The organism is Halomonas cupida (assembly GCF_900142755.1).
Classification (GTDB): domain Bacteria; phylum Pseudomonadota; class Gammaproteobacteria; order Pseudomonadales; family Halomonadaceae; genus Halomonas; species Halomonas cupida.
On sequence record NZ_FRCA01000001.1, the window covers coordinates 625,884 to 642,725 of the forward strand.

Genomic DNA, 16,842 nt, shown 5'->3' on the forward strand with positions numbered 1-16,842 from the left:
AGCCGATGTACCGCGGTGCATCGGCCTTCACTTCCCGCCATTGGCCCGTCAGGCGCAGATGTTGCCTTGACGATGCCGTGTGGCAGCAACAGGAACAGACCATGGGTATGTTTTCCGCTGGAAGAGGGCTGGTCGGCCTGGTGCTGGCTGGTCTGCTATGGCTGAGTGCCGGTTCGGCATTGGGCGCAAGTGAGGCTTCGTCCGCACCGGACCCGGGCAGGGGGCTGCTCACCGAACTCGCGGAGGCTGATTACAACGGCAAGAAAGCGGTGATTGATACCATCGTGGCCAGTGGCGATGAGCGCAGTCGACGTTGGCTGGAAAGCCTTGCCGATGGGAAGCTGCAGCGTCTCAAGGACAGTGGAGATTTCGTCATTGTACTGCGCAATCGTGGACGCGAGTGGCCGGTGGTCGATGCGCTGACCTTCGAGGATGCCGGGGAGGTCTCGCGCCGAGCGCTGGACCGTATCCGCATCAACAATGCATTGCGTGGCTATCTGGACAGCAGCCTGGCGTTGTTCGACCTGCGAGTGGATGACCCGCAGGCACGACTGGTGGCGGCGCGTGATCTGATTGGTGAGGTCGATGAGTCCAGTGTCGAACCTATAGCGAGATTGCTTGCCGAGGAATCCGACTCCGATGTTGTGACCACCCTGGAGCTGGCTCTGGCCATTCAACGGCTGGACCAGGGGGATGTCGAGGCTGTCGAGGTGTTGGCCGGAAATCTGGATTCCCGTGCGCGTGCCGCACTGAGTCAAGCGTCACGCAGCGATGATCCGACCCTCGCGGCGGCGGCATCAGAGGCGCTCACCAGTATTGAGCAGGTGCTCAAGATCAATCGTGCTGCGGAAACTCTCTACTTCGGCCTGTCGTTGGGCTCGGTGTTGGTGCTGGCGGCGATCGGCCTGGCGATCACCTTTGGGGTGATGGGCGTGATCAACATGGCCCATGGTGAGCTGATCATGCTGGGGGCTTACACCACCTGGGCCATGCAGCAGGTGTTGCCGGGCCAGCCGGGGTTGGCATTGTTGTTGTCGATTCCGGCGGGATTCCTCGTGGCAGCCCTGGCGGGCGTGGCCATCGAGCGCAGCGTGATCCAGTTCCTGAAGGGGCGTCCTCTGGAGACCCTGCTGGCCACCTTTGGTGTCAGCCTGATCCTCCAGCAACTGGTGCGCACGGTAATTTCGCCGCTCAATCGTACGGTGGTGACGCCTGAATGGATGAGTGGGTCGCTGATGGTCAACGATGCTCTGTCACTGACCCTCAATCGGCTCTATGTGTTGGGTTTCGCGCTGCTGGTCTTTGCTGCCCTGATGCTGGTCATGCGTCGCACCCGCCTGGGGCTGGAAGTCCGCGCTGTAACCCAGAACCGGGCCATGGCACGAGCCATGGGCATTCGCGCCACGCGCGTGGATATTCTGACCTTTGCGCTGGGGTCCGGGGTTGCCGGTCTCGCCGGGGTGGCACTTTCCCAGTTGACCAATGTCGGCCCCAACCTGGGCCAGAACTACATCATCGACTCCTTCATGGTGGTGGTCTTCGGGGGTGTCGGCAATCTATGGGGCACTCTGGTGGCGGGGCTGTCACTGGGTGTCATCAATCAGGTCCTCGAGCCCTGGGCCGGAGCAGTACTGGCCAAGATCCTGGTGCTGGTGTTCATCATCCTGTTTATCCAGAAACGCCCGCGCGGACTCTTTCCGCAGAAGGGCCGTGCCGCGGAGGGTTGAGCGATGTGGTTGACCAGACCTTTGAGTGAGCGCTCGACGCTGCTGTTTCTTGCCGTGCTCGGTGTGGTGATGGCGCTGGTGGTGGCCTGTAACCTGTGGCTGCCTCGCGGGCACGCCCTGCATGTCTCGACGTATACCGTTACCTTGCTTGGCAAGTACCTGTGCTATGCGCTGTTGGCTGTGGCGGTGGATCTGGTGTGGGGCTATCTCGGTATTCTGAGTCTTGGCCACGGCGCCTTCTTCGCCCTGGGCGGGTATGCCATGGGCATGTACCTGATGCGCCAGATCGGCGACCGCGGTGTCTACGGTGATCCTCAGTTGCCGGACTTCATGGTGTTCCTCAATTGGGATTCCCTGCCCTGGTACTGGCAGGGCTTTGACATGGCGTGGTTTGCTTTCCTCATGGTGTTACTTGCGCCCGGCTTGCTGGCGCTGGTGTTCGGTTTCCTGGCGTTCCGCTCTCGGGTCACCGGGGTGTATCTGTCGATCATTACCCAGGCGCTGACCTTTGCACTGATGCTGGCCTTCTTCCGTAACGAGATGGGGTTCGGCGGCAACAACGGCCTGACCGACTTCAAGGAGCTGATGGGGTTCGATCTCACCGCTCATGCCACGCGACTGGGGTTGTTCATCGCCTCGGGTGTGGCACTGGCCCTGGGTTATGTGCTGTGCCGAGCGATTGTGGTCAGCAAGCTCGGGCGGGTCTGTATCGCCGTGCGCGATGCCGAGGCGCGCACGCGCTTTCTCGGTTATCGAGTGGAGCGCTATCAGCTCTTCGTGTTTATGGTCTCGGCGATGTTGGCGGGGGTGGCCGGAGCCCTCTATGTGCCCCAGGTGGGAATCATCAACCCCAGTGAATTCTCGCCGCTGTTCTCCATCGAGATCGTGGTCTGGGTCGCTCTGGGGGGCCGTGCCACCCTGTTTGGCGCGGTCATCGGAGCCCTGGTCGTCAACTATGCCAAGAGTGTCTTTACTGGCGTGATGCCCGAGGCCTGGTTGTTCGCGTTGGGGGCGCTCTTTGTACTGGTAACGGTAATGCTGCCCAACGGCATCGCAGGATTGCTCCGGCGGCGTCGTGGTGACGCAGAACAGGTACCGACATCGACAACAACAACAACGGAGGCCAGCACATGAGCTTTCTCCAGAGCCTCGCCGACCGGGATCGTGTCTTTGATTTTCTGGTGCCGGAGGACTCGCCAGTTGATGTGCGCCACGGGCCGATCCTGTATCTCGAGGATGTCACGGTCAGTTTCGATGGTTTCAAGGCGATCAATAACCTCAACCTGACCATCGACGACGGTGAATTGCGTTGCATCATCGGCCCCAATGGTGCGGGCAAGACCACCATGATGGATATCATTACCGGCAAGACCAGGCCGGATACGGGGACTGTCTGGTTCGGCAGCCGTCACAACCTGTTGCAGAAGAATGAACCGGAGATTGCCCGGCTGGGAATCGGTCGCAAGTTCCAGAAGCCCACGGTATTCGAGGCCTTGAGCGTATTCGAGAACCTCGAGCTGGCGATGGCCATGGACAAGAGCCTATGGCCGACACTGCGGGCACGTCTGACGTCGGAGGTGCGGGAACGCATCGATGCCGTGTTGCAGACCATCGGGCTGGCAGACTTGCGTGCTCGCCCGGCGGGCATTCTGTCCCACGGCCAGAAACAGTGGCTGGAGATCGGCATGTTGTTGATGCAACGGCCACGCCTGTTGTTGGTTGATGAGCCGGTGGCCGGTATGACCGAGCAGGAGATGGAACGCACTGCCGAGCTGTTGACCGGCCTGGCTGGCCGCCACTCGGTGGTGGTGGTTGAACACGATATGGGGTTCGTTCGCTCAATCGCTCGAACCGTGACGGTGTTGCATCAGGGCAGTGTGCTCGCCGAGGGAACCATGGATCAGGTGGCCAATGATCCGAAGGTGATCGAGGTCTATCTCGGTGGTGAAGAGGAGGCAGTCTGATGCTCAGCATTCAAGGGCTCAATCAGTTCTACGGCGGGAGTCATACGCTCTGGGATCTTGATCTGGACGTACCACCGGGTGCCTGTACCTGTGTGCTGGGCCGCAATGGGGTCGGCAAGACCACCTTGATGAAGGTGATCATGGGCGAGGTCGCGGTGCACAGTGGACAGATTCGCTTCGACAGCGAAGTGGCACTGGAACGCCAGCGTCTTGAGGCCCGTTCGCGACTGGGTATCGGTTATGTGCCCCAGGGGCGCCAGATCTTTCCGCTGTTGACGGTGGAGGAAAACCTGCGCACGGGGCTGGCGGCACGACGCGACAGGGTACGTCAGGTGCCGGATCGCATCTATGAGCTGTTTCCGGTTCTCAAGGAGATGCGCCATCGCCGTGGTGGAGATCTGTCTGGTGGGCAACAGCAGCAGTTGGCCATTGGTCGCGCACTGGTACTGGAGCCAAGGCTGCTGATCCTCGATGAGCCGGGTGAGGGCATTCAGCCCAATATCGTCACCCAGATCGGTGAAGTGATTCGCCAATTGATGATCGAGGATCGGCTGACGGTATTGCTGGTTGAGCAGAAGCTGCCTTTTGCACGGCGCTACGCCGACCACTTCGCCATTCTCGATCGTGGCCGTCGAGTGGCCTGCGGTGATATTGCCGCGCTTGATGACGATGTGGTCAAGCAGTATCTGACAGTCTAGAAGACGGCATTTCCAGAGCATCTGATTTGCACCGTTCAAGGGCGCCAGTGGCGGTTGTGCACACGTATGGTGCTCGATGCTGGTTTGGCGCTCCCGGAATGGTGTCGGGTGCTGGTGGTTATTTGTTGATATAAAACAAGAAAAACACTCTGGTCGCAAGTTGGTACGGGCGTTGCACCGCTGTTGGGCATGGAGATCAGAATGCCCTCTGCAATGCAGCAGCAGAATCCGGCCGCGACTCCCGCCATGGACCAGGAGCCCTATGACCGCGCAGCAGATATCGACTCGTCCTCAAGCCCAGCAGGCCAGGCTGTCCGCCACTCGGCAACCTGTGGCTGTGGGGCAGTCCGGGCATCGCTTCGACGACCTGAGACGCTGGGATGCATCACTGCAACTGGGGTTCGCCGAGCGCGACGGCGTCACACGAATGCGTGATATGCGTCACCAGGGCCCTTTACGCGTTCAGCGTCCTTTCTATCCGGAGGGGCCGACCGGAGCCTGCCATCTCTATCTGCTGCATCCGCCTGGTGGTCTGGTCAGTGGTGACGCCCTGCATATCGAGGCCTGGGTAGGGAAGGGCGCCCATACCCTGCTGACCACTCCGGCGGCCAACAAGCTCTACCGGGCTGATCGCAACGGCGTCGCCTGGCACCAGCACACGCGGCTCGAGGTTGAGGACGGTGGGCTGCTGGAATGGCTGCCCCAGGAAACGATTGCCTTCGATGGGTCTCGCGGGCGTCAGCAGATTCGTATCGAGTTGTCGGGTAACGCTCGCTGCCTGGGCTGGGAGTTGCTGGCGCTGGGGCGACCGGCGAGTCAGTTGCCCTTTGTCTCCGGAGGTCTGGAGCAGCATTTCGAGATCCTGCGTGATGGTGTGCCGATGTGGATCGAGCGGCAGCCCCTTGACCCAACACACCGGCGGTTTCGAGGCAATTGGGGCCAGCGTGGGCATAGTGTCCAGGCAACCTTGTGGGCAGTGGGCCTGGAAGATGGTCAGGCGACCGTCGAATGGCTGCGCGAGCAGCTCGAGCCCCAGTCATGCTGGGCCGTGACCTGGCGGCAGGATGTGCTGCTGCTGCGATATCTCGGCGATTCCCGACAAGACGCCTGGCAATTGCTGGAGAGCGCGTGGACTCAGCTGCGGCCGCGGTTGGCCGGGTGTGAGGCCTGTGTCCCGCGAATATGGCGCACCTGACCCTTCTTTCTGGACCACGTATTGCTGGACCTGGAGTTTCTGGACCATGCATTTCTGGACAATGGCGAACCCCTGATCACTTTCCTTCTTTCTCTCCGACACGGGTGGATATCGATATGGAGCTGACTCCAAGAGACAAGGACAAGCTGTTGCTGTTTACCGCGGGGTTACTGGCCGAACGTCGGCGTGCCCGTGGGCTAAAGCTCAATTATCCCGAGGCGGTGGCACTGATCAGTTGCGAGATCATGGAAGGTGCCCGCGATGGTCGCTCGGTCGCCGAGATGATGAGCGAGGGACGACGCATCCTGTCCCGTGAAGAGGTCATGGATGGCGTGGCCGAGATGATCGATGAAGTCCAGGTCGAAGCGACCTTTCCTGACGGCACCAAGTTGGTGACCGTGCACAACCCTATTACCTGAGCGGGGGTGTCGAACATGATTCCCGGTGAATATCAATTGCAGTCCGACGATATCGAACTCTGCAAGGGGCGTCCGCGCACCACCCTTGAGGTGGCCAACCGGGGCGACCGACCGATTCAGGTTGGCTCCCACTATCATTTTGCCGAGGCCAATCCGGCGCTGTACTTCGATCGTGACATTGCCCGGGGCCAGCGGCTCGACATTGCGGCGGGTACGGCAATCCGCTTCGAGCCGGGCCAGATGCGGGAAGTGACGCTGGTGCCGATTGCCGGGCGCCGCCATATCTATGGCTTTCATGGAGAAATCATGGGCCCGCTGGATGACTTGACCCAGGGAGACGGGGCATGAAGATCTCACGTCAGGCCTACGCCGATATGTACGGGCCCACGGTAGGTGACCGGGTGCGGTTGGGTGATACCGAGTTGTGGGTCGAGGTCGAGCGAGACGCGACCCTGTATGGCGAGGAGGTCAAGTTCGGTGGCGGCAAGGTGATCCGCGATGGTATGGGGCAGAGCCAGCGGGATGACGCCGAGGTCATGGACACAGTGATCACCAATGCGCTGATCCTCGATTGGTGGGGCATCGTCAAGGCCGATGTGGGCCTCAAGGCTGGACGTATTACCGCCATCGGCAAGGCCGGAAATCCGGACACCCAGCCCGGTGTGGAGATCGTCATCGGCCCCGGTACCGAGATCATCGCCGGCGAGGGAAAGATCCTCACGGCCGGGGCCATCGACGCCCACGTACACTTCATCTGCCCGCAACTGATCGATGAAGCCCTGGCCAGTGGCATTACCACCATGCTCGGAGGAGGTACCGGACCGGCCACCGGTTCCAATGCCACCACTTGCACGCCGGGGACCTGGCATATCCACCAGATGCTCAAGGCCTGCGATGCGTTGCCGATGAACATCGGCCTGCTGGGCAAGGGCAATGCCAGTCTGCCGGCAGGCCTGGAAAGCCAGCTAGAGGCCGGGGCAATGGGCCTCAAACTGCACGAGGACTGGGGCACCACTCCCGCGGCCATCGACAACTGCCTGTCGGTTGCTGAGCGCTATGACGTGCAGATCGCCATCCATACCGACACCCTGAATGAGGCCGGCTTCGTCGAGGATACCCTGGCGGCCTTCAAGCAACGGGGTATCCATACCTATCACACCGAGGGTGCCGGGGGAGGGCATGCGCCGGACATCATCACGGCGTGCGCGGAGGATTATGTACTGCCGTCGTCGACCAACCCGACGAGGCCGTACACGGTGAATACCATCGACGAGCATCTCGACATGCTGATGGTGTGTCACCACCTGGATCCGAATATTCCCGAGGACGTGGCCTTCGCTGACTCACGAATCCGCCGTGAGACCATCGCCGCCGAGGACATTCTTCAGGACCTGGGCGTGATCTCGATGATCGCCTCGGACTCTCAGGCCATGGGCCGAGTGGGCGAAGTGATCTGCCGTACCTGGCAGACCGCGCACAAGATGAAACTGCAGCGGGGCCTCCTGCCGGAGGATGAAGTGCTGGGCGCCGATAATCTGCGCGCGCGACGTTATATCGCCAAGTACACCATCAATCCGGCCATCACCCATGGCATTGCCCATGAAGTGGGCTCCATCGAGGTCGGCAAGCTCGCCGATCTGGTGCTGTGGCGTCCGGCCTTCTTTGGCGTCAAGCCGGCGCTGGTGCTCAAGGGCGGCATGATCGCCATGGCACCGATGGGCGATGCCAACGCCTCGATCCCCACGCCGCAGCCGGTGCATTACCGCCCGATGTATGGCGCCCTGGGCAAGGCCGCCAGTGCCACTCGCGTGAGCTTCGTCAGTCAGGCGGCACTGGATGCCGGCCTACGCGAGACGCTTGGCCTGGACAGCCGTCTCGTGGCTTGCCGTGGTGTGCGCCAGGTGCGCAAGCAGGACATGAAACTCAACGATCGTTGCCCGCAGCTCAGTGTTGACCCACAGACCTATGAAGTGACCTGTGACGGTGAACTGCTCAGCTGCGAGCCGCTGGACAGTCTGCCGCTGGCCCAGCGTTATCACCTGTTCTAGAGGAAGGTCACGATGACAAGCCTGATACAACTGACGCAACGTCTAGGTCCAGTCGCCGCAGACTCGGCCCAGGACACTCTGACACTCACCTATGACGACCGCATCAAGGGACGCTTGCGGGTCACGCTGGACAGTGGGCGCGGAGCAGGGCTGTTTCTTGATCGTGGGCCGGTGCTGCGGGATGGCGACGGTCTGGAGGGTGGTGGCCTCTGCGTGCGTGTTGTTGCTGCCGTTGAACCGGTGGTCACAGCAAGGGTGGCGTCGGGGTTGCCACTGGCACGACTCTGTTACCACCTCGGCAATCGTCATGTCACCCTGGGTATCGGTGAAGACGAGCAGGGAGCCTGGGTGCGCTTCGCGCCGGATCATGTTCTGGAGGACCTGGCCGTGCGCCTCGGCGCGGAGTTGACCCACCATCGCGCGCCCTTCGATCCCGAACCCGGTGCCTACAGCATGGGCGGTCACTCCGCCGGTCACTCTCACCATCACGCTCATCACGATCACAGCAGCAATCACGCCCACGATCACTCCCATGAAGGTCATCATGCCCACTGAGACGAGCCGGGACCTGGCACTGCTCGGGCTGTTGCAACTGGTCAGCCCGGCCCTGCCCATTGGTGGTTTCGCCTGGTCACAGGGGCTGGAGAGCGCTCTGGAGCTGGGCTGGGTCACCGATGAGGCGAGCCTCGGTGACTGGCTGGAAGGTGTTCTCGAGGATGGTCTTGGGCACGCCGAGCTGCCGGTGATGAGCCGCCTGATGTCGGCCTGGTGGAAAGGGGATCAGCAGGCTTTCGAACACTGGGACCGCTGGCTCGCGGCTTGTCGCGAGACTCGTGAACTGGCCGAGGAGGAGCGTCAAATGGGTGCCTCGCTGAATCGCCTGGTGACCAGTCTCGGACTTTGGCCCGAGTCCCCTCACTTGCCCGTTGGGGCGGGTTATACCAGCGCCTTTGCTGCCCTGGCGGTGATCCGTGGCATCGAGCCTCGGCAGGCGTTGCTGGGTTTTGCCTGGGCATGGCTGGAAAACCAGTTGGCGGTGGCCTGCAAGGCCATGCCGTTGGGGCATACCGCGGCTCAACGACTGATCGAGCGGCTCAGGCCTGAGCTGATCCGTTGTGTTGATCAGGCTCTGCAACTCGAGGATGGCCAGTTGGGGCCGGCGTTGCCTGGACTTGCTCTGGCCAGCGCTCAACACGAGACCCAGTACTCACGACTCTTTCGCAGCTGATTCGGCACTCTTCGGTGGCGCTGATTCAGCGGCAGGACCCATTAACGCACGAACAATTTCAGCACCAATAATTTCAGCAAGAACGACAGCAGGAGTTGACCATGACAGATACCGCATCTCCGATACCACGACACTGCTTGCGAGTCGGCGTCGGCGGGCCGGTGGGGTCCGGCAAGACCGCGCTGCTGCGCCAATTGTGCAAGGCATTGCGTAGTGACTATGACATCGCCGTGGTGACCAACGATATCTATACCCGCGAGGATGCCGACTTTCTGACCCGGCACGAAGCCTTGTCGGCGGATCGTATTCTCGGTGTCGAAACCGGTGGCTGTCCGCATACTGCCATTCGCGAGGACGCCTCGATGAACCTTGCGGCCATCGACCAGTTGATGGAGCGCCATCCCGGGCTGGAGCTGGTGCTGGTGGAGTCCGGTGGTGACAACCTCTCGGCGACCTTCAGTCCGGAGCTCTCCGACCTGACGCTCTATGTGATCGATGTCTCTGCTGGTGACAAGATACCGCGCAAGGGTGGGCCGGGCATCACTCGCTCCGACCTGCTGATCATCAACAAGATCGACATTGCCGAACAGGTTCACGCATCGCTGGACGTCATGGACCGGGACTCGCGACGAATGCGCGGTGAGCGACCCTTTGTGTTCACCAACCTCTATGACGGCGTCGGCCTCGATACCATCATCGACTTCATCATCGAGCAGGGCATGTTGCCGCAGCGCCGACGTCAGGCCGCTGTTGCCGAGTCCGAGTGATATCGATGTTATACCGTTATCTTTCTTTCCGGACAGGACATTGCATCAATGCCTATACCCGGAATCCCCCATATCCATGATCAGGAGATTGTCATGTCATATTCAGTCCGGACAGGACGCGTGTTGAGCCTTGTGCTGATGGTAGCCATGCCGGGGGTGGCGCTGGCTCACCCGGGACATGGCGCTGAGCAGGGCGGGTTGGTTGCGGGCTTGACCCATCCCTGGATGGGCCTTGACCACCTGCTGGCGATGATCGCCATTGGTCTGTGGAGCCTGGTGCAGGCGCCCGCAGTGCGCTCGGCCACTCCCTGGTTGGCGCTCGCCGGCATGATCCTGGGGGCGAGCCTGGCTGCAACGGGAGTGGCGTTACCCGGCGTGGAGAGCGCCATCGCGCTGTCGGTGCTGCTGGGCGGCATCCTGGTGGCCAGCCTTGCGCGCCTGCCGACTTCGCTGGCAATGGGATTGGTAGTGGCCTTCATGGTGCTCCATGGACATGCCCATGGCAGTGAGATGCCGGCAGGCAGTTCGCTGGTAGCGTTCTTCATCGGCTTCGCCATCTCGACTCTGGTGATTACCTGGGGCGCGCGCCGCCTTGGCGGTTGGCTGGGGGCCAGCGGGAACCCGGTGCTGCGTGTCGCGGGAGCGGCCATTGCTGCCTGCGGTGCCTTCTTCGTGATGTCCTGAGGTCGTTTCGCTGCTCTCCTGTCCTTTTCAATTCAGCCCTTTCCAATGCCCGGCAATTTGCCGGGCATTCCCGTTTGCCGCTACGGTGACAGGCGCGGCACAAGGCGCTCTGCCGCCTATCCCCTGAGCTGGTTTATACTCGAGCTTCTAGAGCTGGCTGGGCCTTGCGATGGTGACCTGCAGGCGGTGCAGCCGATACGCAGACAGGCTTCAGGAACTCATATCATGCAGGGACGCGGGAAAGGCTCCATCGGGACACGGCTGGCGGGATGGTTCTTGCTCCTGCTGCTGTTGGCATGGGGGGGCATGGCCGTGTGGCAGACCATCAAGCCTCTGCCGGAAGACGTCGGCAAGGCATGGCCGCTTCGCTCGGCCGATGAGATCCAGTTTCTGAGTGATCGCACCTGGTACGACGCTCAAGGTCAGCGCCATCTCGATCAGCAGATCTTTGACGAGGTGCTGAACATGATTGGCCAGGCACGCAGACTGATCGTGATGGACATGTTCCTGTTCAACTCACTGTCAGGCGAGAGCCCCAGAGTGTCTCGCCATCTGGCCGAAGAGCTGAGTCAGGCGTTGATTCAGGCGCGCCGGGAACACCCACAGTTACGGGTGGTGGTGATCAGTGATCCTCTCAATACCTTCTATGGCGGGGTCATGCCGGAGCATTTCCGTGAATTGCGGGACGCTGGTGTGGAGGTGGTGTTTACCGAGCTCGACCGTCTGAGAGCGTCGAATCCCCTGTGGTCGGGGCTTTGGCATCTGGGACTGAATCGGTTGGGTAATGACCCTGATGGTGGCTGGTTGCCGAATATCTTCAAGGGCCCCGATGTGACCCTGCGCAGTTACCTCGCCATGCTCAACTTCCGGGCCAACCATCGCAAGACTCTGGTGGTGGACCAGCAGGACGCCTGGGTTACCCTGATCACCTCCGCCAACCCTCACGATGGCAGTAGTCGGCACGGCAATGTGGCGCTGCGGATTCGTGGTGATCTGGCACTTGACGTAATGGCATCGGAAGCCGCGGTGGCCGATTGGAGTGGTGTTGACCTTGAACTTCCTCAGCAGCCTCCGTCCGCCTCAGGAGAAGGCCCCCGAACACAATTGATGACAGTACAACTGCTGACTGAAGCGGCCATTCGCGATGCCAGTCTCGAGCTGATTGATGCCGCTCGCAGCGGTGACCGTCTCGATATGGCGGCCTTCTATCTCGCGCATCGACAGGTGATCACGGCGCTCAAGGAAGCAGAACAGCGAGGCGCGATGGTACGTGTGCTACTGGACCCCAACCGGGAGGCATTTGGTTTTGCCAAGGGTGGGCTTCCCAACCAACCGGTGGCAGCCGAGCTGCACGATGCCGGTGTCGAAGTGCGCTGGTGTCTGACGGCAGGCGAACAGTGCCACAGTAAGGTTCTGCATCTGGCGGCTCAGGGGGGCAAGGACCGCTTGATTCTCGGTTCGGCCAACATGACCCGGCGCAATCTGGACGATTACAACCTGGAAACCAGTGTGTTGTTGAGTGCCGATGCCTCCGAGCCGACCATGCAACAGGTCGATCGCTGGTTTGAGCAGCGCTGGCAATCCTCCCCGCAGCGGCGTACCAGCCGCCGCTGGCAGCCGACGCAGCGCAGTGGCTGGTTCGACAGCTGGCGTTATCGAATCATGGAAGCGACGGGGCTATCGACCTTCTAGTCAGCCCGCTGGAACCCCTCGTCAGGCCGACTTGACACCTCGTCGGGGGCAACCCATCTTTCCCTGGCATGGACAGCTCGCGCTGTCCCTGATTTAGATGACTGGCGGACAGGCCTTTGTTGACGTGATAGGGAGATGACCATGGAAAGATTCTGGTTGGTGCTCAAGGTCATCAGTCTTGCGCTCATCGCTATTCTGGTGGTGCAGAACATCGACATGGTGCACGTCCAGGTGCTGGGATGGACCATTACCATGCCGATGGCGCTGTTGGTGGTAGTGATCTATCTGCTTGGCATGCTCAGCGGGCGTGGTCTGATGGGGGTGATTCGTCGTCTTCGCCATCAGGAGCACAGGAACTGACCGATAGCAGCGGGGCTGTTCGGGCGCTTGGCGTGCCGGGCGGAACATGCCAGGGCAACCCAAGACGACTGTTGTGTTCCAGGTCGGCAATGACCTGGGCACCGAGCAGCAGTATCGCGGCACCGATTTCCAGACTGAGCAGAATCACCACCAGAGTGGCCAGCGAGCCATAGACCTCGTTGACCAGCGACAGGTTGGCAAAGTAATAGACCAGTACCAGGCGCGCGGCTTCCCACATCGAGGCTGCTGCGAAGCCTCCCGCCAGTGCACGGCGTAACGAGATTCTTACCACCGGAAGTATCTTGTAGATCGAGCTGAACAGCAGAAAGACACCGGTAAAGCTGATCAGGTTGAGTATCGGATCCTGAAGCGAGGCAACCGGCAGGGACTGGCCATACATTGCCATCCACAGCGCATTGGCGGTGTTTGCCAGGCTGACGGCGATGGCCAACGAAAACAGCAGCGCGGTCCATACCAGCATGAAACCGTAGGGTAGCAGGAAGGATACCCACAGGCTGCGGCGATGCTTGACGTCCGGCTTGTGGAAGATGATGGCCAGGGCATCTTCAAGCATACGGAAGGCAAAGGAACTGAACACCAGCAGTACTGGAATGCCATAGAGACTGATCAGTGCGCTGGAGTCGATCAGACGACTCACCGAGTCGAGCATGATGTCGGCGTGAGCTGGCGCAATATGCCTCGCCTGCAGCTCCAGCACCATCATCAATTGCTGTTCATCCACCACCTGAGCGATGGCGACCACCATCAACGCAAACAGTGGGACGGTCGACAGCAGGATATTGAAACCCACCCCTCCGGCCAGCAACATGCCGCGATTGTGAGCGAAATTGACCAGCACTCTCCAGAAGAACATCGCGAGACGCGGTGCCAGCGTAAGTAATGATAGATAGTAGCGGTGAGCCGGGCTCATGGGCCTGTCGTCCTTGAGTAACGGCCCATGATAGCTGCCTGGGCGGGGCCGACGTCAAACCTGGCCAAGCGTTGCCTTGATGTGCTGAATCAGCTTTTCAGGCACCGATTTCCATGCAATGTCATCGCCAGAGGAGGATTCTGTACTGAAATAACGCTGTTGATGAGTTAACACAAAACGGGAGATCCCTATGGGTAGTAACGATACGCAGGACAATTCACAGGATAGCCCTGAGGATAAACCACAGAACACGCCACAGGAGAAACCTCGACAGGAGGATACTCCGCGGGAAGGGGCCGGCGGGCAGCCGTCGGCGTCACTGGTTGGGTTATTCCGGGATAATCGGGTCAAGGGGCTGGCTGCTATCGCCGCAGTCTGTTTCATATGGGCTGTTATTGCGCAGGTCACCGCGAGTTCAAATGGCAGTGCTGTGGACGATCTGAGGGCGCAACTCGAGGATCGTCAGAGCGGGATGGTTGCACTGGAGGAGCAGGTTGCCGGTCTGGAGCAGGAGCTGGCCGACTGGCGTGAGTCCAGCACGACTCTCGAGCAATTGAGGGCAGACGCGGAGGCTCTGAAGGCAGGTATGGAAGCATCGCGTGCCGAGCGGGCCGCGGCAGAGGAAAATGCGGCTCTCGTCGAAGCTGAGCTTCAGCAACTCGAGGCGACGAGGGCCAGTGTTGAAGCCGAACTCGTGAAGGCACGCAACAGCCTCGAGCAGGTGGCGGAGGAGCGAGAAGCCCTGGCAAATGATCGCGATGCCCTTGCCGATGAGATGGGGACACTCGAGAGCAATATTGCAGAGGCTGAGGTTCGCGTTGAGGAACTGGCGACTGGTATCGAGGAGCGTCGCAGTACCATTGGCGGGCTGGAAGAGCAGGTCGCCACTCTTGAGGCTCAGCGACAGCAGGCTGAGGAGCAGCAACAGCAGGCGCAGGCCGAGCTGGAAAAGACGCTCGCAGAGATCGAGAGCCAGCGAAGTGCCGCTGAACAACAACTCGAACAGGCCAGAGCGGATGCTGAGCAGGCGGCGGAAACACGTGACCAACGGGAGGCCATGGTGGCTGAGCTGAACCAGAGCATTCAGGTTCGGCAGGGCCGCCTCCAGCAGCTCAATCAGCAGCTTGCAGCCTGGCGTACGTCTCTGACTGAGCTGGCCGAGTCGGTTCCTGAAGTGCCTTCAGCGCTGACCGACCAGGGCCGAGGAACCGATAGTGAAGGTGAAGACTCAGCGGCAACGGATAAGCCCGCTCGAGAGAGCGTTGAGTCCGGCGAGAGCGACGACGGGCAAGCCACTTCCGGCAAACCGTCTGACAGCGGAGAGTAAGCGTCCGCAGGTGAGGCGCCTTCTGTCCAGCATGGTATTTCGGATCGAGTATTTCGGACTGTCTCGATCCGTCGGCGGCGAGCCCCAGGGCTCGCCGTTTTTCGTGAACGCGCCGTCGGTTACGGCATCGCCTCAGCCAGGACGGGGGCGTATACTGCGGGGATGAAGTGAAGATGGCACGGTAGTTATCGTGCCCATCCCGACAACAGGAGCCAGTCGTGATCGAAGGGGTGAAGCATATTGTCGCCGTTGCCTCCGGAAAGGGAGGTGTCGGGAAGTCCACGGTTACCGTCAACCTGGCGCTGGCCATGGCCGCGGAGGGTTATCGTGTCGGTGTTCTGGATGCTGATATCCATGGCCCCAGTCAGGCGCAGATGCTGGGCGTTGCGGAGGGGACACGACCGAAGGCGATCGGTGAGAACCGCTTTCAGCCACTGGAGGCTCACGGTATTCAGGCCATGTCGATGGCATTCATGGTCGATGTCCGCGAGCCGATGGTATGGCGTGGCCCGATGGTCGCCGGTGCCTTCCAGCAGATGCTCAATCAGACAGCCTGGCAGGATGTTGACTATCTATTCATCGACATGCCGCCGGGTACCGGGGATATCCAGTTGACTCTGGCCCAGAAGGTGCCGGTATCCGGGGCGGTGATCGTGACCACACCCCAGGACATTGCTCTGCTGGATGCGCGCAAGGGCATCGAGATGTTCCGCAAGGTCAAGGTGCCGGTACTCGGCGTCGTGGAGAACATGAGCCTGCACACCTGCTCGCAGTGTGGCCATACCGAGCCGGTCTTCGGTGAGGGCGGCGGTGAGCGTATTGCCACGGAGTATCAGACCAGCGTGATCGGGCGGTTACCACTGTCACTGGATATACGTCAGCAGGTGGATGGTGGGCGGCCCAGTGTCGTTGCCGAGCCCGACGGCGAGGTCGCCACGACCTTCCGGGAGATGGCCCGTCAGGTGGCGGCGCGGATCGAGGCTGACAGCGGAGACGCTGGGCCCTCCATCAGCTTCAGCGATTGAGCTGCAGCATGCAGAAGGCCGAGCAATCGTGACGAGAACCGCCGGGGTGGGTATCATGTTGCCCCGTTTCCGAATCACCCAGCAGGAAGTCCCATGAGCATCAAGTCTGACCACTGGATTCGCCGTATGGCCGAGAACGAGGGCATGATCGAGCCGTTCGAGGCTGATCAGGTTCGCTACGTCAACGATCGGCGGGTCATCTCCTACGGGACCTCCAGCTACGGGTATGACGTGCGCTGTGCCGATGAATTCAAGGTCTTCACCAATATTCATTCGGCTGTCGTTGACCCCAAGGCCTTTGATGAGAAGAGCTTCGTCGACGTCAAGGGCGACGTCTGCGTGATTCCGCCGAATTCCTTCGCCCTGGCACGTACGGTGGAGTACTTCCGTATTCCGCGTAGCGTCCTGACCATCTGTCTGGGCAAGTCCACCTATGCGCGCTGCGGAATCATCGTCAACGTCACACCGCTGGAACCCGAGTGGGAAGGGCACGTGACTCTGGAGTTCTCCAATACCACCAACCTGCCGGCGAAGATCTATGCCAACGAGGGTGTGGCGCAGATGCTGTTCCTGGAATCCGACGAGGTCTGTGATATTTCCTACAAGGACCGCGGAGGCAAGTACATGGGCCAGCGTGGTGTAACGCTGCCGAGGACGTAAACGCCGAGGACCTGGGCGTCGAGACGTCTGGCGACGAGCTGTAAGCTGTAAGTCAGAAGCTGTAGGAAGAACACCCCGCCAGTACTGCTGGCGGGGTGTTCTCGTATCATGGCTTCA

At 60.8% G+C, this 16,842-nt stretch carries 17 protein-coding genes and 1 pseudogene; 17 read left to right on the top strand and 1 reads right to left on the bottom strand.

The features are described 5' to 3' along the window. Positions 1–101: 101 nt before the first annotated feature. The 14 genes from urtB to BUE38_RS02705 all read left to right on the top strand — a co-directional run bounded on the left by urtB (position 102) and on the right by BUE38_RS02705 (position 12,782). Positions 102–1,727: an urea ABC transporter permease subunit UrtB gene (urtB, locus tag BUE38_RS02640; protein ID WP_234986740.1), complete on the top strand. Its 1,626-nt coding sequence runs from the start codon at positions 102–104 to the stop codon at positions 1,725–1,727. Positions 1,728–1,730: 3 nt separating this feature from the next. Next, the gene (gene urtC, locus BUE38_RS02645; protein WP_073433454.1) at positions 1,731–2,861 is read left to right on the top strand and encodes an urea ABC transporter permease subunit UrtC; all 1,131 of its coding nucleotides are present in this window, start codon (positions 1,731–1,733) and stop codon (positions 2,859–2,861) included. Next, positions 2,858–3,691, top strand: a complete 834-nt coding sequence (gene urtD / locus BUE38_RS02650) for an urea ABC transporter ATP-binding protein UrtD (RefSeq protein WP_073433455.1) — start codon at positions 2,858–2,860, stop codon at positions 3,689–3,691. Before urtC ends, urtD begins: the two co-directional genes overlap by 4 nt. Next, on the top strand, positions 3,691–4,389 hold the full coding sequence (gene urtE, locus BUE38_RS02655; RefSeq protein ID WP_073433456.1) for an urea ABC transporter ATP-binding subunit UrtE: 699 nt from the start codon (positions 3,691–3,693) through the stop codon (positions 4,387–4,389). The genes urtD and urtE overlap by 1 nt, the downstream gene beginning before the upstream one ends. 262 nt (positions 4,390–4,651) lie before the next feature. Then, a complete protein-coding gene (locus BUE38_RS02660) occupies positions 4,652–5,584 on the top strand; it encodes an urease accessory protein UreD (protein ID WP_084541671.1) in 933 nt (310 codons plus the stop codon). Positions 5,585–5,700: 116 nt separating this feature from the next. Further along, positions 5,701–6,003 carry an urease subunit gamma gene (gene ureA, locus BUE38_RS02665; protein ID WP_073433457.1) on the top strand — a complete coding sequence of 101 codons (303 nt, stop codon included), beginning with the start codon at positions 5,701–5,703 and terminating at the stop codon, positions 6,001–6,003. A gap of 15 nt (positions 6,004–6,018) precedes the next feature. Then, entirely contained in the window at positions 6,019–6,351 is a 333-nt protein-coding gene (locus BUE38_RS02670; protein WP_073433458.1) for an urease subunit beta, read from the top strand. Beyond that, positions 6,348–8,051, top strand: a complete 1,704-nt coding sequence (ureC, locus tag BUE38_RS02675; RefSeq protein ID WP_073433459.1) for an urease subunit alpha — start codon at positions 6,348–6,350, stop codon at positions 8,049–8,051. The genes BUE38_RS02670 and ureC overlap by 4 nt, the downstream gene beginning before the upstream one ends. Before the next feature lie 21 nt (positions 8,052–8,072). Continuing rightward, positions 8,073–8,606, top strand: coding sequence for an urease accessory protein UreE (ureE, locus tag BUE38_RS02680; RefSeq protein ID WP_073433766.1), 534 nt, complete (start codon positions 8,073–8,075; stop codon positions 8,604–8,606). Next, on the top strand, positions 8,596–9,279 hold the full coding sequence (locus tag BUE38_RS02685; RefSeq protein WP_073433460.1) for an urease accessory protein UreF: 684 nt from the start codon (positions 8,596–8,598) through the stop codon (positions 9,277–9,279). Before ureE ends, BUE38_RS02685 begins: the two co-directional genes overlap by 11 nt. Positions 9,280–9,380: 101 nt before the next feature. Beyond that, positions 9,381–10,046, top strand: a complete 666-nt coding sequence (gene ureG, locus BUE38_RS02690) for an urease accessory protein UreG (RefSeq protein ID WP_073433461.1) — start codon at positions 9,381–9,383, stop codon at positions 10,044–10,046. A 93-nt stretch (positions 10,047–10,139) separates the two neighbouring features. Further along, positions 10,140–10,730, top strand: coding sequence for a HupE/UreJ family protein (locus BUE38_RS02695; protein ID WP_084541672.1), 591 nt, complete (start codon positions 10,140–10,142; stop codon positions 10,728–10,730). A 225-nt stretch (positions 10,731–10,955) separates the two neighbouring features. Continuing rightward, positions 10,956–12,422, top strand: coding sequence for a phospholipase D-like domain-containing protein (locus BUE38_RS02700; RefSeq protein ID WP_073433462.1), 1,467 nt, complete (start codon positions 10,956–10,958; stop codon positions 12,420–12,422). 141 nt (positions 12,423–12,563) lie between these two features. Beyond that, positions 12,564–12,782, top strand: a complete 219-nt coding sequence (locus BUE38_RS02705) for a LapA family protein (RefSeq protein WP_073433463.1) — start codon at positions 12,564–12,566, stop codon at positions 12,780–12,782. Here BUE38_RS02705 and BUE38_RS02710 read toward each other — a convergent pair. Further along, entirely contained in the window at positions 12,721–13,713 is a 993-nt protein-coding gene (locus BUE38_RS02710) for a YihY/virulence factor BrkB family protein (protein WP_073433464.1), read from the bottom strand. The two genes, BUE38_RS02705 and BUE38_RS02710, sit on opposite strands and share 62 nt — an antisense overlap. Positions 13,714–13,903: 190 nt before the next feature. Between BUE38_RS02710 and BUE38_RS02715 the strand changes: the two genes are divergently transcribed. The 3 genes and pseudogenes from BUE38_RS02715 (at position 13,904) to dcd (ending at position 16,725) form a co-directional block, all read left to right on the top strand. Next, a complete protein-coding gene (locus tag BUE38_RS02715; protein WP_073433465.1) occupies positions 13,904–15,040 on the top strand; it encodes a coiled-coil domain-containing protein in 1,137 nt (378 codons plus the stop codon). 212 nt (positions 15,041–15,252) lie between these two features. Continuing rightward, positions 15,253–16,065: pseudogene (gene apbC / locus BUE38_RS02720) on the top strand (iron-sulfur cluster carrier protein ApbC); the annotation flags it as partial. Between the two features lie 93 nt (positions 16,066–16,158). Then, positions 16,159–16,725, top strand: coding sequence for a dCTP deaminase (gene dcd, locus BUE38_RS02725; RefSeq protein WP_073433467.1), 567 nt, complete (start codon positions 16,159–16,161; stop codon positions 16,723–16,725). The last annotated feature ends 117 nt before the right edge of the window (positions 16,726–16,842 follow it).